This window comes from Roseateles sp. P4_D2 (genome assembly GCF_056401875.1).
Genome location: NZ_JBFUIM010000001.1, coordinates 454,724 through 474,597, shown reverse-complemented (window position 1 = coordinate 474,597; position 19,874 = coordinate 454,724). Strand labels below are relative to the sequence as shown.

The window sequence follows — 19,874 nt, the reverse complement described above, 5'->3', positions numbered from 1 at the left end:
GAGTCGGAACGAGCAGCCTGGCACGACGGCGAGCTTGTATGGTGAAGAGCTGAGGCCCGGCATATCCGCGCTCGGTGCTAGCGTCGGCGCCGTTTGCTGATCAACACCGTCGGGAAGCTCACCGGCAGCGTGCGCGGGTAGTCGCGGCTGAAGTGCAGGCCGCGGCTCTCGTGGCGCATCAGGGCCGAGCGCACGATCAGCTCGGCGCATTCGACGAGGTTGCGCAGTTCCAGCAGGTCGCGCGTGACTCGGAAGCTCCCGTAGTAGTCATCAATCTCGCCGCGCAGCAGCTTGATGCGATGCAGCGCGCGCTCCAGGCGCTTGGTGGTACGCACGATGCCGACGTAGTTCCACATCAACAGGCGCAGTTCGTCCCAGTTGTGGGCGATGACGACCTGCTCGTCGGCGTTCTCGACCTGGCTCTCGTCCCAGGCCGGGATGGGAGCCCCGTCGGGGAGCGGGTGCGACAGGATGTCGGCCGCACAGGTCTGGCCCAGCACCACGCATTCCAGCAGCGAGTTGCTGGCCAGGCGGTTGGCGCCGTGCAGGCCGGTGTAGCCGGTTTCGCCCACGGCATACAGGCCCGGCAGGTCGCAGCGGCCGAGCAGGTCGGTCACAGCACCGCCGCAGGTGAAGTGCACGGCCGGCACGACGGGGATGGGCTGCCGGGCGATGTCGATGCCGAGCTTGAGGCAGCGGGCATGGATGGTCGGGAAATGCTCGATGAGGAAGGCTTCGCCGAGATGCGTGGCGTCCAGCCACACATGGTCCAGGCCGTGCTTTTTCATCTCGAAGTCGATGGCGCGGGCGACGATGTCGCGCGGTGCCAGCTCCATGCGCTCGTCATGCGCCGCCATGAAGCGGGTGCCATCCGGCAACTTCAGATGCCCACCCTCGCCGCGCAAGGCCTCGGTGATGAGGAAGCTGCGCTCCTGCGGGTGGTACAGGCAGGTCGGGTGGAACTGGATGAACTCCATGTTCGCGACCCGGCAGCCCGCGCGCCAGGCCATGGCGATGCCATCGCCGGTCGAGGTGTCGGGGTTGGTGGTGTAGCGGTAAACCTTGCCGGCGCCGCCAGTGGCCAGCACGACGGCGCGTGCCGCCAGCGTCTCCACACGCTGGGTGTCGATGTCCAGCGCGTAGGTGCCATAGACGCGGGGCGGTTCGTCGCGCTGCACGTGGCGTGACGTGATCAGGTCCAGCGCCATCCAGCGCTCGCGCAGCGTGATGTTGGGGTGCTTGCGGGCCAGCTCCAGCAGCTGGTCGTGGATGGCCTTGCCGGTGGCGTCGGCTGCGTGGGCAATGCGACGCACAGCGTGCCCGCCCTCACGCGTCAGGTGCAGGCCCATCGGGCCGGTGTCGTCGGTCGTGAAGGGCACGCCCTGGTCCACCAGCCAGCCTACGGCTGCAGCGCTGCGCTCGGCGATGAAGCGGGCGGCGGCTTCGTCGACGAGGCCTGCGCCAGCGTCCTGGGTGTCGCGCACATGGCTTTCGATGGAATCGTCGCTGCCCAGCACGCCGACGATGCCGCCCTGGGCCCACGCGGTGGCCGCCTCGGTCAGCTCGCGCTTGGCGAGGATGACGACGGGCACGCTGTCGGCGAGATGCAGGGCCACGGTGAGGCCGGCCAGGCCGGCGCCAATGATGACGACGGGGGCGTCGTCCGGGGGGGCAGCAGTCATGGCCGGGCATTGTCATGCAGTGCCGGCACTCCCGCGCCATGGTGAGGATTGCCATCACACGCAGGCTGCCTACGCCACGCCCTCCCCTATGCTGCGCGCCGCTGTCAACGAAGCAGTGCAGGGAGCGATATGGAGATTTTGAAGTGCTGGGCCGGCGTCGTTGCCGGCCTTTTGCTGTCCGTCAGCGCCGCGCAGGCGGCTTCACCGCCCGCCGAGGTGTTCTTCGGCGATGCCGACATCGGCGAAATCGCGCTGTCGCCCTCGGGCAAGCGGCTGGCCATCACGACCGCCAAAGGCGCCAAGCGCGTCGGCCTCGTCGTCCTGGAACTGGCCGCCGGTGGCAAGCTGACGCGAGCCGTGCAATTCGGCAAGGAGGACGTCACCCACGTCCATTGGGTCAACGATGAGCGGCTCGTCTTCAGCCTCACGGACCTCAGTGGCGAAAACTGGCGGCCGCCGGGCCTGTTCGCCGTGAACGCGGACGGCACCGGGCTGCGAAAGCTCATCGAGCGCGACAACCGCTTCGGGATCAACAAGGGGGAGCCTGACTACAGCTTGCTGGACTGGAGCCACAGCCTGCGCCTGGTGCCCGAGCCACGGCCCGGTGAACCCAATGAAGAAGTGCTGGTGACCTCCTACTCGCGCCGCACCCAGGCGCTGTTGTGGCTGAACACTCGCACGGGCATGACGCGCGATGTCGCCGTTCAGGCACCGGCCGACAACATCCAGCAGTGGCTGGTCGACGCCAGCGGCGCGCCCCGCGCCGCAGTGAGCTTCACGAACGACCGTCTGCAGGCCTACTGGCTCAAGCCGGGCAGCACGCAATGGGAGCAGCTCTACGACACGACGGTGCTGAAGCAGCCCTTCAGGCTCCAGGACGTCGACAGCAAAGGCACGCTCTACGTCACGCACGTGCCCAAAGGAAGACCGCAAGGCGTGTTGGCGCGCTATGACGTCCAAACGAAAGCGCCCGTTCAGGCCGCCATCGTGGCAACGCCTGGCTTCGATTTCGCCGGCCACCTGATCACCGAAGGCGGCACCGTGCTGGGCGTGCGGGCGCTGGTGGACAGCGAGGCGACGGTCTGGCTGGATGAACGCATGGCCAAGTTCCAGCAGCAGGCCGACAAGCGCCTGCCGGGCTTCATCAACCGCATCAGCTGCCTTCGCTGCGGCCAGCAGGACATGGTGGCCATCATCAAGTCCTACGGCGATCACGACCCCGGCAAGGTCTGGCTCTACCTGGGTAAACCGCCCGACGGAGAACCGCACTGGCGCTCCATCGGCCGGGTGCGCGAGGCGGTCACCCCCGAGCAGATGGCGACGATGGATTTCAAGACCATCAAGGCCCGTGACGGACGCGAACTGCCGGTGTGGATCACGCGCGCCGACGATGCCAAGGGGCCGCGCCCGGCCGTTGTGCTGGTGCACGGCGGGCCTTGGGTGCGGGGCCATGTCTGGGAATGGGACAAATGGGGGCAGTTCCTGGCCTCGCGCGGCTACGTCGTCATCGAGCCGGAGTTCCGCGGCAGCGCCGGCTACGGCGAGGAGCACCTGCGCGCCGGCTTCAAGCAATGGGGCCAGGCCATGCAGGACGACGTGACCGACGCGCTGCGCTGGGCGCAGAAGGAAGGGTTGGCCAACGAGAAGGCCTGCATCATCGGCGCCAGCTACGGCGGCTACAGCACGCTGATGGGCCTGGCCAGGGAACCCGACCTCTACCGCTGCGGCGTGGCATGGGTGGCCGTGACGGACCTGGAGCTGATGGTTCAGGGGTCGTGGTGGGTGAGCGATGACAGCAGCATCGCCCGCAAGCTGACCCTTCCCGAAATGGTCGGCGACCCCAAGCAGGATGCCGCCATGCTGGCCGCCAACTCACCGGTGAAGCTGGCCTCGCGCATCAAGGCGCCGGTGCTGCTGGCCTACGGCGAGGCAGACCTGCGCGTGCCCATCGTGCATGGCAAGCGCATGCGCGACGCCCTGAAGGCGGCCGGCAATCCGCCGGAATGGGTCAGCTACCCCGAAGAAGGCCATGGCTTCGGCAAGCCCGAGAACCGATTGGACTTCGCCCGCAGGGTGGAGACCTTTCTCGCCAAGCATTTGGACCAGCCATGAAGCAGCGCCTGCTCGCTCCACTGATCCTGCTGGCCGCGCTCGCCTCGGCGAACCCGGTCCTGGCCGCGCCGCCGCCAGTCGAGGCCTTCTTCAAGGACCCCACCATCGTCGAGGCCGTGCTGTCGCCGTCGGGCCGCAAGCTCGCCGTGAGGAGCACCTTCGGCGGGCCGCGCGTCGGCCTCGGGGTCTTCGACCTCAACCCTGGCGGCAAGCCGATGCGCACCGCGCAGTTCAATGATGGTGACATCTCGCAGGCCTACTGGGTCAACGATGACCGCCTGGTCTTCAGCGTCACGGACCTGTCCGATGGCAGCGGCCGCCCCAATGGCGCGCCTGGCTTGTTTGCAATCAACCCCGACGGCAACCAGATCCGACAGTTGGTGCGGCGCATGGGGCGGCCATTCTTCACTGACGGCAGCCGGCAGGATCGTCTGCTGGACTGGAACCACCGCCTGCTGGCCGTGCCGCGGCCACAACCGAACGAGGTCAACGAAGAGGTGTTGCTGGCCGAGTTCACGCCCGACGAGCGCCACCTGGAAACGCCGTTGTGGCTCAACACCCGCACCGGCCGCACGCGGCTGACCGGCGTGAACGCCCCACCCGACACCGTGGGCTGGGTGACCGACAGCCGCGGCGAGCTGCGCGTCGCGCTGACGCGCCGCGACGGCCGGCGAGGCGCCCTGTGGCGCGGCCCGGGCCGCCAGGACTGGCAGCCCTTGTACGAGAGCGATCTGCTGAACGCGCCCTTCGGCATCAACGCCGTCGACGATGCCGGCCGGCTCTATGTGACGCACACCCAGCGCGGCAGCGAAACGGTGCTGAGCCTGTACGACTTCGAACGTCACGCGCCAGACCCCAAGCCCCTGGTCGTGACACCGGGTTTCGACTTCAACGGTCGTGTGCTCAATGACGCCGCGGGCACTGCCCTGGGCGTGCGTGTCACGACCGACGCCGAGACGACGGTCTGGCAGAACGCCGCCATGCAGGCGCTGCAAAAGGCGGCGGACGAGCGCATGCCGGGCCGCGTCAACAGCATCAGTTGCCGACGCTGTGGCCAGGCCGATGTCGTGGCGCTGGTGCGCTCCTACAGCGACCGCGAGCCCGGCCAGTTGTGGCTCTACCAGGCCCAGCCGCCCGCGGGCGAATCAGTCTGGCGCCCCGTGGGCCGCATGCGCAACGCGATCGAGCCGTCCGAGATGGCACAGATGGACCTGCACCGCATCAAGGCACGCGATGGCCGCGATTTGCCTGTCTGGGTCACGAAGAACGCCGAGGCCACAGGTCCGCTGCCGGCCGTCGTTCTCGTACACGGTGGACCCTGGGTGCGCGGCAATGCCTGGGGTTGGCATGCCTATGCGCAATTCCTGGCCTCGCGAGGCTACGCCGTGATCGAGCCGGAGTTCCGCGGCAGCACCGGCTACGGCCGAGACCATTTCCGCGCCGGCTTCCGCCAGTTCGGCCAGGCCATGCAGGACGACGTGGCGGACGCTCTGCGCTGGGCGCAGGAACAGAAGATCGCCAGCGACAAGGCCTGCATCGCCGGCGCCAGCTACGGCGGCTACAGCACGCTGATGGGCCTGATCAAGGACCCCGAGCTCTACCGCTGCGGCGTGGCCTGGGTGGCCGTGACCGACCTGGATCTGTATGTGGCGGGGTCCTGGTGGGTCCGCGATGACATCCCCGAGTGGGGCCGCCAGTTCCAGCTGCGCGACATGGTGGGCGACCCGGAGAAGGACGCCGCCCTCATCGCCGCCCATTCACCCGTCAAGCAGGCGGCGCGCATCAAGGCGCCCGTGCTGCTGGCCTTCGGCGAAGCCGACCTGCGCGTGCCGCTGGCCCACGGTGAGCGCCTGCGCAAGGCCATGCGCGAGGCCGGCAACGAGCCGGCCTGGGTGACCTACCCCGGCGAAGGCCATGGCTTTGCGGTGCTCAAGAATCGCGTCGATTTCGCCGAGCGCATGGAGGCTTTCCTGGCCAAATACCTGGGCCCGACTAGCCCTTGAACCCGTTGTAATGCCGCCGCCACTCCGGCGGCTTCCACAGGTGGGCCAGGCGCATGCCCCAGGTCTTCTCCTGGGCCATGTCGTGGAACATCGCCCGCCACTCGTGTGCGTTCAGCCAGAACAGGTTGTGCGTGGGGAAGGGGTGCTCCAGGCCGTAGTCCACCGCCGCCTCCTCGGGCACGAAAGTGCCAAAGAGGCGGTCGAAGACGATCAGCGTGCCGCCGAAGTTCTTGTCGATGTATTGCGGGTTGCGGCCGTGGTGGGCGCGGTGGTGGGACGGCGTGTTGAAGATGAACTCGAACCAGGCCGGCATCTTGCCCACCCAGCTCGTGTGCACGAAGAACTGGTAGCCCAGGTTGAGCGACAGCGCGAACAGCACCCAGCGAGGCTCGAAGCCCAGCCACACGGCCGGCAGGTAGAACAGCCAGTTGCCCGCAATCGGATAGAACCAGCTCTGGCGCAGCGCGGTGCCGAAGTTCATCTTCTCCGAGCCGTGATGCACGACATGGGCACACCAGAACCAGCGGATGCGGTGGCTGCCGCGGTGGAACCAGTAATAAAGGAACTCGACGAGCAGGAACAGGCCGATGAAGCGCCAGACGGTCACGTCCACGGTGAAGAGGCGGTGGTCATGGACCCAGCCCATGGCCGGCAACACCAGCACAACGAGCTGCACCAGGTCGGCAACCAGGTAGCTGCCGCCGCTGTTCATGCTGTCGAAGGTGTCCCAGAGGTCGAAGACGCCCGTCCTGCGAAAGCGCCAGGCCTCCATCGCGATGAAGACGCCGAAGACGGGCGACAACATGACCAGCGTCAGGTCGCGCCAGTCGCCGTGGCGGTGGTAGAGGTCGAGCAGCCAGTCCATGCCGCCATGTTGATCCGAAACGGCCAGGCTTTCTTGACGGCAAAACCCGGGTTTTTGACGGATCACGCCACGCCTGGGGAGATCACGCAGAGGACGGTGGCCGGCACTGCTGCATCATCGACCGGCCGTGGATGAGACCCGTGTCGCCGCCAGTTATGTCCAGTTGCTCTTCGAGCACATGGGCGCGCTCGGCCGCGCCGAAGCCCTTGGCACACCGCCGGCGCCGGCCGAGACCTTTGTCGCGCTGCGCCGCTGGCAGGCGCTGCTCGAACGGGCACGCGACCTCGACCCCGGCCCGAAGTCGACCTTCCCGCTGCGCCTGGCCCGCGGCATCGCGCCGCGGCACTTCGGCGTCGTCGGCTTCGCGGCGCTGGCCTGCGGTACCTTGGGCGAGGCCCTGTTGCGGCTGGAGCGCTATCACCGCTCGGTCTATGACGTGAACATCGCCCAGGTTCACCCCTGCCCCGAGGGCATCTGCATCGAATGGGGCGTGGAGCGTGGCCGCCCCGGCGCCCTGGTCGACGAGACTGCCATCGCGGCCCTGGTGCAACTGACGCGTGAGTTCACGGGCAAGCCGGTGCGCGCACTGGCGGTGGACTTCGTCAACCGCCGCCCGGCCGATGTGCGGCCCTACGAGGACTTCTTCGGCGGCCCGGTGCGCTTCGATCAGCCCAGCACACGCCTTGTGCTGGCGCTGCGCGACCTCGCCCTGCCCTTGCGCGGCGCCGACGCGGCCCTGCTGGCGCTGCTCGACGATCAAGCCGAACGCCTGCTGCAGGAGGTGGCTGCCGTCAGCGAGCCGGTCGGCGTCTGGCGCCAGGCGCTCGTCGGGCTGATCCGCTCGGGCCGCACGCAGCTGCCTGATCTGGCGCTCAGCCTGCAGATGAGCCCGCGCAGCCTGCAGCGGCGGCTGGCCGAACAGGGCCAGAGCTTCCAGGCCCTGCTGTCGCAGACTCGCCAGCAACTGGCCGAGGCCTATCTGCGCGACCCCGGCGTCGAGCTGGCCGAGGTGGCTCTGCTGCTCGGCTATTCCGAGCAAAGCGCCTTCACGCGCGCCTTCCGGCAGTGGACAGGCCAGGCGCCGCTGCAGTGGCGCAGACAGCATTCACGATGAACCTGGCACCCCAAGCCGTCGTCACCCATGGCGCGCCGGCCATGGGCCGCTATGCCGGCCGCATATCGCGCATCGATTGGTCACCCATGCGCGAGCGCCGCTCCTGGCTCTGGCACAAGCTGCATCACAAGCGCTGGCATTACGTTGGCCTGGGCAATGAGCAGCTCTTCATCGGCGTCGCCATCGTCCACCTCGGCTGGACCTGCACGGCTTTCGCCTACCTCTTCGACCGCCGTCGCCGCACCTTGCTGGCCAACTGGCGCCAGGATGGCCTGCCGGGATTGCAGGCCGGTGTATCCGACGCGCCGCTCGCCGGCGCCCGCACCTGGTTCCGCGGCCCAGGCGCACGGCTGGCGCTCTGCCACGAGCCGGACGACAGCCTGCGCCTCACGGTCGCCACGCGCGCGCTGCGCATCCAGGCTCGCCTGGACCTCGGCCGCATGGCGCCGCCGCTACTGGCCATCGGCCCGGTCGACGGTGGCATCGTCCATGCGACGCAAAAGACCACCGCCCTGCCCGTGCAAGGCTGGGCCGAGGCCGAGGGCCATCATTTCGGCCTGGATGGCGCCTGGGCGGCGGTCGACGCGTCCAATGGCCTGCTCGCCCGCGACACCGCCTGGCGCTGGGCCAGCGCCCACCGCGCCGACGCCGGCTTCAATCTGCAGCAGGGCTATTTCGGCGGGCAGGAGAACGTGCTGTGGCTGGACGGCATGCCGATCGCGCTGGCCGGCGCCCATTTCGACTTCGACCCCACCCAGCCGTTGCGGCCGTGGCGGGTGCACACCGACGACGGCCTGCTCGACCTGGTCTTCACGCCTGAAGGCGCACGTGCCGAGGACCGTGACCTCCTCGTCGCCGCCAGCCACTACGTTCAGCCCATCGGCTGCTTCGCCGGCACGGTGCGGGCCGGTGCCGGCGCACCGGCGCGCCGCATCGACGGCCTGCTGGGCGTGACCGAGGACCACCGCTCCCGCTGGTGATACGTCACGCTCGGGCTCGGCAGGTCGGTTCAAAGACCGGGGCGGGTCGATACAGTCATGGCGCATCTCCAGCCGCCCACCTCCGTGCTCCACGCCTCCTCATCCACACGCAACCTCGCAGCCGGCATTGCGCTGACCGTGGCACTGGTGCTGGCCCAGGCCTGGCTGCCCGAGCGCAGCATCGATCTCGCGGCGCCCGGTGCGGTAAGCAACCTGTTCCTGATCGCTCCGGGCGACGTCCCGGGCGAGCCTCCCCCCGTGCAGTGGGTCGACTACGAACGCCGCCACTGGGTTTGCCGCAATCCCGCGAACAGCCCTTCGCAAGCGTGTGGCATCACCCTCGTGCTGAGCGGCGATGACCCGGCCCGCGGCAGGAACCTGAGCGGATTCGACAACCTGGAGATGGACCTGGCCTACCAGGGCAATGCAGCTCATCTGCGCGTGGCCCTGCGCAATTTCGACCCGCGCTTCTCCAAGCTGACCGACGGCAACAGCTCCCGCATGCAGTCGATCAACCTGAGGGGGCGCGATGTCACCGGGCCGGTCACCCTTGAACTTTCCGAGCTGACCGTGCCCGAGTGGTGGATCACGCAGTTCGACCTGCCGCGCGAGTTCAACCGGCCCAGTGTCGAGAACGTGACGTCCCTGTCCATCGACGTGGCGGACGGCCTCGCCGGCCAGAACCACGAGCTGGAGCTGCGCCATCTCACGCTCAAGGGGCCGTGGATCGCCCGCGACACCCTCTACCTCGGCCTGCTCTGCGCCTGGCTGCTGGCGGCCGGCACCGTGGTGGGCCGGCACTGGCGCGCGCTGCGGCGCAGCCATCTGCGCCAGCAGCGCGAGATCGACGCGTTGACGGCACGCACCCGCCTGCTGCGCGTCGAGCAGGACAAGCTGCGCCGCCTGGCCACCATCGACGAGTTGACCGGGGTGCTCAACCGGCGCGGGCTGGAGTCAGCGCTGGAGGACTTCGAGGCCGAATCGGCCGGCGTGGCGCTCGTGCTGCTCGACATCGACCACTTCAAGCACATCAACGACCGCTGGGGCCACCCCGTCGGCGATGAGGTGCTGCGCCGCATGGCCGCCATCGTGTCGGCCAATCTGCGCACCAGTGACGTCATCGGTCGCTGGGGCGGCGAGGAGTTCCTCGTCGCCTGCCAGGGCCGCCATGCCGACGACGCGGTGCGGCTGGCGGAGAAGCTGCGCGATGCCGTGCAACGCGGCAACTTCGACGCCAAGGGCCGTTTCGGCATCACGGCGAGTTTCGGCGTTGCGCTGGCACCGCCCGGGGCGTCGACCCACCGCGCCTTCAAGCGGGCCGACGCGGCCCTCTACCGCGCCAAGGCCGCCGGTCGCAACCGCGTCGAACTCGACACCGCGCACGACGCCGTCACCACGCTCTGAGCGTGGCGGGCGCCGCGCACGCCGCTCAGTGCACGACGCGCCCGAACGAGAACTCGCCGCCCTCGACCTGCACCGGGATGACATCCTTCGGGCCGAAGCGCCCCTGGAGGATGAGCTTGGACAGCGGATTCTCGACGCGCTGCTGGATGGCGCGCTTCAGCGGCCGGGCGCCGAAGACGGGGTCGAAGCCGACCTTGGCCAGTTCGTTCAGCGCCGCCTCGCTAATGTCCAGCTTCATCTCCATCTTTTCCAGGCGCGCCTCGAGCAGCCGCAGTTGGATGCGGGCGATGGACTTGATGTGGTCGGCGCCCAGCGCGTGGAAGATGACCGTCTCGTCGATGCGGTTCAGGAACTCGGGCCGGAAGTGGGCCTTGACCTCGCCCCACACGGCCTCGCGGATGACCTCGTCCTTCTCACCCGACAACGCCATGATGTGCTGGGAGCCGAGGTTGGATGTCATCACGATGACGGTGTTCTTGAAGTCCACCGTGCGGCCCTGGCCGTCGGTCAGGCGGCCGTCGTCCAGCACTTGCAAGAGCACATTGAACACGTCCGGGTGGGCCTTCTCGACCTCGTCAAGCAGCAGCACTGAATAGGGCTTGCGGCGCACGGCCTCGGTCAACGTGCCGCCTTCCTCATAGCCGACATAGCCGGGGGGCGCGCCAATGAGGCGGCTCACCGAGTGCTTCTCCATGAACTCGCTCATGTCGATGCGCACCATGTGGTCGTCGCTGTCGAACAGGAAGCCGGCCAGCGCCTTGCACAGCTCGGTCTTGCCGACGCCCGTGGGGCCCAGGAACAGGAAGCTGCCCAGCGGCCGGTTCGGGTCGCTCAGGCCGGCGCGTGAGCGACGGATGGCGTCGGACACGGCCTGGATGGCCTCGTCCTGGCCGATGACGCGATCGTGCAGCTTGGCTTCCATCTGCAGCAGCTTCTCGCGCTCGCCCTGCATCAGCTTGGAGACCGGAATGCCGGTAGAGCGCGCCACGACCTCGGCGATCTCCTCGGCACCCACCAGCGTGCGCAGCAGTTGCGGCCTGTTGGTGCCGGCCTTGCCGGCCTCCTTGGCCTGGGCCTCCTTGAGCTGCTTCTCCAGCTCGGGGAGCTTGCCGTACTGCAACTCGGCAACCTTGTTGAAGTCGCCCTTGCGCTTCCATTCCTCGATGTGCTGGCGGGCGCGATCGATCTCTTCCTTGACGTGGGCCGAGCCCTGGGCCTGGGCCTTCTCGGCCGTCCAGATCTCTTCCAGGTCGTTGTACTCGCGCTGCAGCTTCAGCAGCTCGTCCTCGATGAGGCCGAGGCGCTTGATGGAGCCTTCGTCCTTTTCCTTCTTGACCGCCTCGCGCTCGATCTTGAGCTGGATCATGCGGCGGTCGAGCCGGTCCATCGGCTCGGGCTTGGAGTCGATCTCGATCTTGATCTTGGCCGCGGCCTCGTCGATGAGGTCGATGGCCTTGTCGGGCAGGAAGCGGTCGGTGATGTAGCGGTGGCTCAGCTCGGCCGCGGCAATGATGGCCGGGTCGGTGATCTCCACGCCGTGGTGGACCTCGTACTTTTCCTGCAGCCCGCGCAGGATGGCGATGGTGGCTTCCACGCTCGGCTCGTCGACCAGCACCTTCTGGAAGCGGCGCTCGAGAGCCGCGTCCTTCTCGACGTATTTGCGGTATTCGTCCAGCGTGGTCGCGCCGATGCAGTGCAGCTCGCCGCGCGCCAGCGCCGGCTTGAGCATATTGCCGGCGTCGATGGAGCCCTCGGACTTGCCGGCGCCCACCATGGTGTGGATCTCGTCGATGAAGAGGATGGTCTGGCCGGCGTCCTGGCTGACCTCCTTCAGCACACCCTTCAAGCGCTCCTCGAAGTCGCCGCGGTATTTGGCGCCGGCCAGCAGCAGGGCCATGTCCAGCACCAGCACGCGCTTGCCCTTCAGCGAATCGGGCACCTCGCCGTTGATGATGCGCTGGGCCAGGCCCTCGACGATGGCCGTCTTGCCCACGCCCGGCTCGCCGATCAGCACGGGGTTGTTCTTGCTGCGGCGCTGCAGCACCTGGATCGTGCGACGGATCTCCTCGTCGCGGCCGATGACGGGGTCGAGCTTGCCCATGCGGGCGCGCTCGGTCAGGTCCAGCGTGTATTTCTTCAGCGCCTCGCGCTGGCCCTCGGCCTCGGCCGACTCGACCTTCTGGCCGCCGCGAACCGCCTCGATGGCGGACTCCAGCGACCGGCGCGTCAGCCCATGGCCGCGCACGACGCCGGCCAGGTCGGTCTTGGCCTCGGTCAGCGCCAGCAGGAACATCTCGCTGGCAATGAACTGGTCACCGCGCTTGGTGGCTTCCTTCTCGGCCGCCTGCAGCAGGGAAACGAGATCGCGCCCGGCCTGCACGGTCTGGCCCGAGCCGCTGACCTGGGGCAGGCCAGCCATCAAGCCGTCCAGCGCCGTGCGCAGGCCGCCGGCATTGACGCCGGCGCGTTCCATCAAAGCGCGCGGGCCTTCATCCTGGGCCAGCATGGCCGCCAGCACGTGGACGGGCTCGATATAGGGGTTGTCGCGGGCCAGGGCCAGGCTCTGGGCCTCACCCAGGGCCTCCTGGAAGCGGGTGGTGAACTTGTCGGCACGCATGGTGGGAATCCTCCGGTTGCCAAGCCAAGTGGGCGCCAGCCGGCGCTTTTCAAGTTGAGCTAGATCAAGGCCTGCACGAGACGCATCCCCAGCCACGCGGCAAAAAGCGCTCCCAGCACGTGGGCCAGCGTATGGGCAGCAGCCATGCCCAGCTCGCCATGCCGCAACAACGCCAGCGACTCGCCCGAAAAGGCAGAAAACGTCGTCAGCCCGCCGAGGAAGCCCGTCACCAGCAAAAGTTTCAGCAATTCGTTCGGATGGCGGCCCAGCCACTCCAGCGCAACGCCGATCAACAGGCCCCCCACGAGGTTGACCAGCAGCGTACCGAGCGGGAAACCGGCCCAACGGGTGTTGAACAGCAGGCCGGCCTGCCAGCGAGTCAGCGCGCCCAAGGCGGCGCCTATCGAAACTGCCAACGCATTCACAGGGCATTCCCCCCGGCAATCCCCCAACGCGCCAGCGCCTCGTCGTCCGCCACCCGGGCATCCACCCAGTGCGCGCCGTCCGGCGTGTGCTCCTTCTTCCAGAACGGCGCCTGGGTCTTCAAATAGTCCATCAGGAATTCGCAGGCCTGGAAGGCCTGCCCTCGGTGGGCGCTGGTGACGAGCACCAGCACGATCTGGTCGCGGGCCTGCAGGGTGCCGACGCGGTGGATGACCTTGGCGGCACGGATGTCGAAGCGGGCCATGGCCGCGTCGACCATGGCTTCGATGGCCGCCTCCGTCATGCCCGGGTAGTGTTCCAGCTCCATCGCCGACACTGCCGCGCCGCTGCTGTGCTCGCGCACGGTGCCGACGAAGGCGACGACGGCACCGACGCCGCCATCCCCCATCCGCAGGGCGGAGGTTTCGGCGCCGACGTCAAAGTCCCCGGACTGGATGCAAACTCTGGGCATGACAGAGATTCTCACCCTGGCGCGCGGTGAGATTCACATGTTTGGCCGTTGAAGTCTGAGCCCGCCGCCGGATACTTGCCCCTCATTTCTTCTCACGCAGCCAGGAATCGACATGGCCCTGATGGATTTCATCAAGAAACAGTTCATAGACGTCATCCAGTGGACGGAGGACGGCGATGGCGTGCTGGCCTGGCGCTTCCCGATGTCCGGCATGGAAATCCAGAACGGCGGCCAGCTCGTCGTGCGGGAATCCCAGGTCGCGGTCTTCGTCAACGAGGGTCAAGTGGCCGACGTCTTTGGCCCCGGCACCCACAAGCTGACGACCCAGACCCTGCCGGTGCTGACCTACCTCAAAAACTGGGACAAGCTCTTCGAGTCGCCCTTCAAGAGCGACGTCTACTTCTTCAGCACGCGCCAGCAGATCGACCAGCGCTGGGGCACCAGCCAGCCGGTCGCCATCCGCGACAAGGACTTCGGCGCCGTGCGCCTGCGCGCCTTCGGCAACTATGCCTACCGCATCCTGGACCCCAAGGTCTTCCACAGCCAGATCTCCGGCACGCGCGAGCGCTACACGGTGCAGGACCTGGACGGCCAGCTGCGTGGCCTGATGCTGCAGCACATCAGCGACGCCGTCGCCAGCAGCGGCACGCCCTTCCTGGACCTGGCCGCCAACCAGGTCGAGTTCGCTGCCGCGCTGAAGAACGCAACTGCCGAGTCCTTCTCGGCCATCGGTCTGGAGCTGATCTCGGTGACGATGCAGAACGTGTCCCTGCCCGAGGAGCTGCAGAAGATCCTCGACCAGCGCATCGGCATGGGCATCATTGGCCAGAACATGGGCCAGTTCATGCAGTACCAGGCCGCGCAAGCCCTGCCCGAGATGGCCAAGGGCGGTGGCGACGGCGGTGGCATCGCCGGCCAGGCCGTGGGCCTGGGCGCCGGCGTGGCCCTGGGCCAGACGCTGGCGCAGACGCTGGGCCAGGGCCTGGCCGGCGTCGGCACCGCAGCGCCCGCACCGGCGGCCAGCAAGCCCGAAGACATCGTCTCGCTGCTGGAAAAGCTCGGCGACCTCAAGGCCAAGGGCATCCTGACCGACGAGGAATTCGCCGCCAAGAAGGCCGATCTGCTGAAGAAACTTGGCTAGGGCCTGTGAACACTACGGCAGCAGACCGCGTTGTGGCCAGAAAGCCCGCGAGCAAGGCGCGAAACGAGGCTTGGGTAGGCCCCAAGCGAGGCTTCGCAACGCCGCGCGCGGGTTTTCTGGCCGCAACCCGCAGGGAAGGCCATCCGCCCGGGGCCACTCCGCGTTGCACCGCTTGCCCGCACATCAGTGCGGGCGGCGCGGTACGCCTTGATTGGCCCCGGGCGGATGGCCTTCGCGGCCTACTTCCGTAGTGTCCACAGGCCCTCAGGCGCCAGCCGCCCAGCGTCGCTGGCGCGCCGCCTGCCCCAACTGCGGCGCGCCGGTCGAGTTCGCGAGCGCGGCTTCTGCGAGTGCCGTCTGCGGCTTCTGCCGCAGCACCTTGCTGCGCGACGGTGAGGCGCTGAGCCAGATCGGCCAGAGCGCCGAGATCTTCGAAGACTATTCACCGCTGCAGCTCGGCACGACCGGCCGCTGGATGGGCCGCAGCTTTGCCGTCGTCGGCCGCGTGCAGCGTGGCTCGGAGCTGGGCAACTGGAACGAATGGCATCTGTTCTTCGACACCGGTGCCGACGCACCCCGCGTGGCCTGGCTCAGCGAGGACAACGGCCAGTTCGTCCTCAGCCTGGAAGCGCCACTCGCTGAAGCTCCGCCCGAAGCCCCCGCCCTCGGCCAGCCGCTGACGCTGGCCGGCCAGCGCTGGCAGGTGGCCGCCATCGTCGAGGCGGCGCTGCGTGCGGCCGAAGGCGAGCTGCCACGGCCGCCCAAGCCCGGCCGCGTCATCGAGCTGCGCAACGACAAGGGCGAGGTCGGCAGCCTGGAATACCGCGACGGCCAGCCACCGGTCTGGTCCGTTGGCCGCGGTGTGCTTCTCGCCGACATGGCCTTGCAGGGCCTGCGCACGACGGCCGAGGGAGAGTCGGTCGCGGAAGCCAAGTTCAAGGGCCGGGCCATCGCCTGCCCGAGCTGCGGCGCACCACTGGAGCCCAAGCTCACGCAGACCAAGAGCATGGTCTGCGCCCAGTGCAATGCCGTGGTCGACTTGCCGGAGGGCGAATCCAAGGCCCTGGGCTTCACCCCGCAGGATCGCGGCCTGCCGCCGCTGATTCCGCTGGGCCGCACCGGCACGCTGGCCGTTGACGGCGGCAAGCCCGAAGCCTGGCAGGTCGTGGGCTACCAGGAGCGCTGCGACATCCCCGAGGACGCCGACGACGAGCAGAGCTTCTGGCGCGAATACCTGCTCTACAACCGGCTGGCGGGCTTTGCCTTCCTTGTCGACACCCGCGAGGGCTGGAGCCTGGTGCGCACGCTGACCGGCGCCCCCACCTCGGGCCGCGGCGGCGTCAACTGGCAGGGCCGCGACTATGCGCAGCGCTGGGTCTATGGCGCCAAGACGACCCATGTACTGGGCGAGTTCTACTGGCCCGTGCGGCTGGAAGACCGCGTCCAGGTCACCGACTACATCACCCGCGACGGCCAATTCCTGCTGAGTCGCGAGCAGCAGGGCCCCGAAATCACCTGGAGTGGCGGCAGCCCGCTGCCGGCCGACACCGTGAAGACGGCCTTCAACCTGGTGGCACCGGCCGTCCAGTTCGCACGTGACACTTCCGCCTTCAAGAGCGGCGGCAACCTGCTGCGCAACATCATCATCGCCCTGTTCGTCATCGTGCTGTTGTTCGCGCTGATGCGCGCCTGCTCCAGCGACGACTGCCAGCAGTACAAGAACAGCTTCGGCGAGAACAGCAATGAGTACCGCCAGTGCCGCGCCAGTTCGCGCGGCAGCGGCGCCTATATCGGCAACAGCGGCGGCAGCTACGGCGGCTACAGCAGCGGTGGCGGCGGCCACAAGTGACCCAACACAGCAGGAGAGCACCATGACCCTTGATTGGCTCAAGCCCGAAATCGTCCTCGGCTCCATGATGTACGCCATCATCGGCGTCGTCATCTTCTGGGTCTCCTTCGTCATCGTCGACAAGATCACGCCCTACAAGCTGTGGGAAGAGATCGTCGAGCACAAGAACATCGCGCTGGCCATCGTCGTTGGCGCGATGTGCATTTCCATCGGCAACATCGTCGCCGCAGCCATCCACGGTTGAGCGTGCCAGCACAGGCCGCATCCGCGCGCGGCGATGACCCCACGCCCGCAGACGACTTTGCCGCACTGGCGAGCAACGCCCATGAAGACTGGACGCTGTTCGCCGTGCGTTTCCACGACAGGCCCGGCGCTGGCGAGCTGCGCCGACAACTGCTGCAACCCCATCTCGAATGGGTTGCGGCGCAGGGCGACAGCCTGCGCGCCGCGGGCTCGCTGCGCGAGTCGCCCGAGGGCACGCCCGTGGGTGGCCTGTGGGTGGTGCGCGCGCCGAGCAAGGCCGCCGTCGAGGCGCTGATCGCCACCGACCCCTTCACCACCGGCGGTTTGCGCGCCGGCTGGGATATCTTCTACTGGAGCAAGGCCCTGCCTCAGCCGGTGTCGTTCTAGACTCGCGGCCCGCTGAACGACTGCACTGGCCAGCCATGACCTTCTCCGTCCGCGGCCTCGCCCAGGCCCTGCTCCTCGCGATCGCCCTGCCCGTTTCGGCCGCCGATGCACCACCCGACGTGGCCATCTTCGTCGCACGGCTCGACGTCGCCACGGGCAAGGTCAGCGACACCCGCAACATCACGCCCGGCAAGGGCAACAACTTCCAGCCGGCCTTCACCCACGACGGCGCGGCCGTCGTCTACACCTCGGGCCGCACCGGTTCAAACAACATCTACCGCCACGACCTTGCCAAGGGCACGACCGTGGCCGTCACCACGACGACCGAGAACCTCTACTCGCCGACGCCGCTGGCCGACGGCAGCGGCTTCTCCGCCATCCGCGTCATCACCGCGGACCCGGCCTACGGCATCGAGATGAACGAGCCCTCACTCTGGCTCTTCGGCTGGGACGGCAAGCCCGTCGCGCCGGTCGTACCGACCAAGCGCATCGGCTACCACGCCTGGGTCAACCCCGACCAGTTGGCCGCCTTCATCGTCGACGACGTGCCGGAGCGCAACAACCACCGGGCTGTGCTCATCAGCCGCACCACCGGCCAGCAGACGCTGCTGACCGCCAAGCCCGGCCGGTCGCTGGGCCGCACGGCCGACGGCAAGCGCGCCCTCTTCGTCGACCAGACCGACCCGGCCCACTGGCGCATCTGTGCGATGGGCGCAGCTGACAAGTCGCCGCAGGTGCTGGTGGAGACGCCCGTCGGCCCGGAGGGCGAAAAAGACGCCAACCGCAGCCAGTACTTCGTGGCCCTGCCCGATGGCTCGATGCTGATGGCGCGCGGCAATCTGCTGCTGCGCTGGGATGGCAAGCTGGGCGGCAGCTTCCAGGCCTTTGCCGAACTCGCCGACCTGGGCGGCGCCATCCGCAACATCGCCGCCAGCCCGGACGGCAAGCGGCTGGCCTTCTCGGTGCTGCTCAAGCCGTGACCGAGCAGCAGTCCACCGCTCGCGCTTCACTGGCCGAGCTGCTGCTGCTCGCCAGCGTCTTCGTCATCGCCGCCTGCGGCCTGGTCTACGAGCTGGCGGCCGGCGCGCTGGCCAGCTATCTGCTTGGCGACTCGGTGCTGCAGTTCTCCACCGTCATCGGCGTCTATCTCTTCGCCATGGGCCTGGGCTCCTGGCTGTCGCGCTTCGTGGAGCGCCAGCTCGTCGGCGTCTTCCTGCAGGTGGAGCTGCTCGTGGGCGTCATCGGCGGCCTGATGCCGGCGGGCCTGTTCGCCGTGCACAGCCTGCTGCCGCCGGGTGAAGGTGCGGCCTTCAAGACCCTGCTCTATGCGCTGGTGCTGCTGGTCGGCGCCTTGGTGGGGCTGGAGATCCCGCTGGTCATGCGCATCCTGAAGCGCCACTTCAGCGCGCGCTATGGCCTCAAGGACCTGGTCTCCCAGGTGCTGACCTTCGACTACCTCGGCGCCCTGCTCGTCGCCCTGGCCTTCCCGCTGGTGCTGGTGCCCCAGCTCGGCCTGGTGCGCACGGGCATCGCCTTCGGCCTGCTGAACATCGCCGTCGCGGTCTGGGCGCTGTGGATCTTCCGCGCCGAGTTGCGCGCGCGCCGCAGCCAGGCCTGGGCCTGCGGGCTGTCGGCCGTGCTGCTGCTGGCCGCCCTGCTCGGCGCCGATGCGCTGACGCGCTGGTCCGAGGAACGCTTCTACGGCGAGCACATCGTCTTCAAGCAGAGCAGCGCCTACCAGCGCATCGTCGTCACCGATGGCGGCGGCGGCACGCGGCTCTTCCTCAACGGCAACCTGCAATTCCACTCGCGCGACGAGTACCGCTATCACGAGGCTCTGGTGCACCCGGCCATGGCGGCCCAGGGGGCGCCGAAGCGCGTGCTCGTGCTGGGTGGCGGCGACGGCATGGCCGTGCGCGAGATCCTGAAGTACTCGAGCGTCGAGCAGGTGACGCTGGTGGAGCTGGACCCATTGATGACCGGCCTGTTCACGTCTACGCCGAAGCTCGCGGCGCTCAACGGCCATTCGCTTTCGTCGCCCAAGCTGCGCATCGTCAACGCCGATGCCTTCGGCTGGCTGGAGCAGCATGCCGAGGTTTTCGACGTCATCGTCATCGACTTCCCCGACCCGTCCAATTTCGCCCTCGGCAAGCTCTACACGGCGAGCTTCTACGAGCTCGTCGACCAGCACCTCAGCGCCGCCGGTTACGCCGTCGTGCAGACCACCTCGCCGCTGATCGCGCGGCGCAGTTTCTGGACCGTCGTCACGACACTGGAATCGGTCGGACTTACCGCCACGCCCTACCACGCGCATGTGCCGAGCTTTGGCGAATGGGGCTTTGTGCTGGCCTCGCGGCGGCCCTTCCGGCAGCCAGCGGCCTTCCCGCCCGGCCTGCGCTTCCTCAGCCCGCAGAGCCTGCCCGCCCTCCTCGACTTTCCGCCCGACATGGCGCGCGTACCGACCGAGGTGAATCGCCTCAGCAACCAGGTGCTGGTGCAAGAGTTTGAAACCGAGTGGGGCCAGGTTCACTAGGCGCGCCTTTTGCCGGAAGATCGGCTCGCCGGCAAAAGACGCTGGCGCA

At 68.2% G+C, this 19,874-nt stretch carries 16 protein-coding genes; 11 read left to right on the top strand and 5 right to left on the bottom strand.

The window, feature by feature from the left end; translation table 11 throughout:
* Positions 1–77: 77 nt before the first annotated feature.
* Positions 78–1,682 (bottom strand): L-aspartate oxidase, encoded by a 1,605-nt coding sequence (gene nadB, locus AC1DW0_RS02205; protein ID WP_056195649.1) that lies wholly within the window; start codon positions 1,680–1,682, stop codon positions 78–80.
* Between the two features lie 129 nt (positions 1,683–1,811).
* Between nadB and AC1DW0_RS02200 the strand changes: the two genes are divergently transcribed.
* Entirely contained in the window at positions 1,812–3,794 is a 1,983-nt protein-coding gene (locus AC1DW0_RS02200; RefSeq protein ID WP_082532561.1) for an alpha/beta hydrolase family protein, read from the top strand.
* Complete coding sequence (locus AC1DW0_RS02195) at positions 3,791–5,797, top strand: S9 family peptidase (protein ID WP_056195644.1); 2,007 nt, start codon at positions 3,791–3,793, stop codon at positions 5,795–5,797. Before AC1DW0_RS02200 ends, AC1DW0_RS02195 begins: the two co-directional genes overlap by 4 nt.
* Here AC1DW0_RS02195 and AC1DW0_RS02190 read toward each other — a convergent pair.
* Entirely contained in the window at positions 5,787–6,662 is an 876-nt protein-coding gene (locus AC1DW0_RS02190; RefSeq protein ID WP_477944760.1) for a sterol desaturase family protein, read from the bottom strand. The genes AC1DW0_RS02195 and AC1DW0_RS02190 overlap by 11 nt on opposite strands.
* A gap of 127 nt (positions 6,663–6,789) precedes the next feature.
* Between AC1DW0_RS02190 and AC1DW0_RS02185 the strand changes: the two genes are divergently transcribed.
* From AC1DW0_RS02185 to AC1DW0_RS02175, 3 genes are read left to right on the top strand one after another with little or no spacing between them, the layout of a single operon-like run.
* Positions 6,790–7,776, top strand: coding sequence for an AraC family transcriptional regulator (locus tag AC1DW0_RS02185; protein ID WP_477944758.1), 987 nt, complete (start codon positions 6,790–6,792; stop codon positions 7,774–7,776).
* Positions 7,773–8,756 (top strand): DUF2804 domain-containing protein, encoded by a 984-nt coding sequence (locus tag AC1DW0_RS02180; RefSeq protein WP_477944756.1) that lies wholly within the window; start codon positions 7,773–7,775, stop codon positions 8,754–8,756. The genes AC1DW0_RS02185 and AC1DW0_RS02180 overlap by 4 nt, the downstream gene beginning before the upstream one ends.
* A 57-nt stretch (positions 8,757–8,813) precedes the next feature.
* A complete protein-coding gene (locus AC1DW0_RS02175; RefSeq protein WP_477944754.1) occupies positions 8,814–10,160 on the top strand; it encodes a GGDEF domain-containing protein in 1,347 nt (448 codons plus the stop codon).
* Between the two features lie 25 nt (positions 10,161–10,185).
* Here AC1DW0_RS02175 and clpB read toward each other — a convergent pair whose 3' ends face one another.
* The 3 genes from clpB to AC1DW0_RS02160 are packed head-to-tail and all read right to left on the bottom strand — an operon-like array spanning position 10,186 to position 13,672.
* Positions 10,186–12,777 carry an ATP-dependent chaperone ClpB gene (gene clpB, locus AC1DW0_RS02170; protein ID WP_477944752.1) on the bottom strand — a complete coding sequence of 864 codons (2,592 nt, stop codon included), beginning with the start codon at positions 12,775–12,777 and terminating at the stop codon, positions 10,186–10,188.
* A 59-nt stretch (positions 12,778–12,836) separates the two neighbouring features.
* A complete protein-coding gene (crcB, locus tag AC1DW0_RS02165) occupies positions 12,837–13,202 on the bottom strand; it encodes a fluoride efflux transporter CrcB (RefSeq protein ID WP_056195632.1) in 366 nt (121 codons plus the stop codon).
* Positions 13,199–13,672 carry a molybdenum cofactor biosynthesis protein MoaE gene (locus AC1DW0_RS02160; protein ID WP_056195629.1) on the bottom strand — a complete coding sequence of 158 codons (474 nt, stop codon included), beginning with the start codon at positions 13,670–13,672 and terminating at the stop codon, positions 13,199–13,201. Before AC1DW0_RS02160 ends, crcB begins: the two co-directional genes overlap by 4 nt.
* 112 nt (positions 13,673–13,784) lie before the next feature.
* Here AC1DW0_RS02160 and AC1DW0_RS02155 point away from each other — a divergent pair, with 112 nt between their 5' ends.
* The 6 genes from AC1DW0_RS02155 to AC1DW0_RS02130 all read left to right on the top strand — a co-directional run bounded on the left by AC1DW0_RS02155 (position 13,785) and on the right by AC1DW0_RS02130 (position 19,825).
* Positions 13,785–14,813 (top strand): SPFH domain-containing protein, encoded by a 1,029-nt coding sequence (locus tag AC1DW0_RS02155; RefSeq protein WP_056195627.1) that lies wholly within the window; start codon positions 13,785–13,787, stop codon positions 14,811–14,813.
* 250 nt (positions 14,814–15,063) lie between these two features.
* Complete coding sequence (locus tag AC1DW0_RS02150) at positions 15,064–16,662, top strand: DUF4178 domain-containing protein (protein WP_477944749.1); 1,599 nt, start codon at positions 15,064–15,066, stop codon at positions 16,660–16,662.
* 22 nt (positions 16,663–16,684) lie between these two features.
* Complete coding sequence (locus AC1DW0_RS02145) at positions 16,685–16,906, top strand: DUF350 domain-containing protein (RefSeq protein ID WP_056197177.1); 222 nt, start codon at positions 16,685–16,687, stop codon at positions 16,904–16,906.
* A gap of 2 nt (positions 16,907–16,908) precedes the next feature.
* Entirely contained in the window at positions 16,909–17,292 is a 384-nt protein-coding gene (locus AC1DW0_RS02140) for a YciI family protein (RefSeq protein ID WP_477944747.1), read from the top strand.
* Between the two features lie 35 nt (positions 17,293–17,327).
* Positions 17,328–18,272 (top strand): TolB family protein, encoded by a 945-nt coding sequence (locus AC1DW0_RS02135; RefSeq protein ID WP_477944745.1) that lies wholly within the window; start codon positions 17,328–17,330, stop codon positions 18,270–18,272.
* Positions 18,269–19,825 carry a polyamine aminopropyltransferase gene (locus AC1DW0_RS02130; RefSeq protein ID WP_477944743.1) on the top strand — a complete coding sequence of 519 codons (1,557 nt, stop codon included), beginning with the start codon at positions 18,269–18,271 and terminating at the stop codon, positions 19,823–19,825. Before AC1DW0_RS02135 ends, AC1DW0_RS02130 begins: the two co-directional genes overlap by 4 nt.
* Positions 19,826–19,874: the final 49 nt, after the last annotated feature.

Coding starts and splice junctions, on each gene's coding strand:
- nadB (WP_056195649.1), bottom strand. CDS start 1,682: ATGACTGCTGCCCCCCCGGACGACGCCCCCGTCGTCATCATTGGCGCC.
- AC1DW0_RS02200 (WP_082532561.1), top strand. CDS start 1,812: ATGGAGATTTTGAAGTGCTGGGCCGGCGTCGTTGCCGGCCTTTTGCTG.
- AC1DW0_RS02195 (WP_056195644.1), top strand. CDS start 3,791: ATGAAGCAGCGCCTGCTCGCTCCACTGATCCTGCTGGCCGCGCTCGCC.
- AC1DW0_RS02190 (WP_477944760.1), bottom strand. CDS start 6,662: ATGGACTGGCTGCTCGACCTCTACCACCGCCACGGCGACTGGCGCGAC.
- AC1DW0_RS02180 (WP_477944756.1), top strand. CDS start 7,773: ATGAACCTGGCACCCCAAGCCGTCGTCACCCATGGCGCGCCGGCCATG.
- AC1DW0_RS02175 (WP_477944754.1), top strand. CDS start 8,814: ATGGCGCATCTCCAGCCGCCCACCTCCGTGCTCCACGCCTCCTCATCC.
- clpB (WP_477944752.1), bottom strand. CDS start 12,777: ATGCGTGCCGACAAGTTCACCACCCGCTTCCAGGAGGCCCTGGGTGAG.
- AC1DW0_RS02160 (WP_056195629.1), bottom strand. CDS start 13,672: ATGCCCAGAGTTTGCATCCAGTCCGGGGACTTTGACGTCGGCGCCGAA.
- AC1DW0_RS02155 (WP_056195627.1), top strand. CDS start 13,785: ATGGCCCTGATGGATTTCATCAAGAAACAGTTCATAGACGTCATCCAG.
- AC1DW0_RS02145 (WP_056197177.1), top strand. CDS start 16,685: ATGACCCTTGATTGGCTCAAGCCCGAAATCGTCCTCGGCTCCATGATG.
- AC1DW0_RS02135 (WP_477944745.1), top strand. CDS start 17,328: ATGACCTTCTCCGTCCGCGGCCTCGCCCAGGCCCTGCTCCTCGCGATC.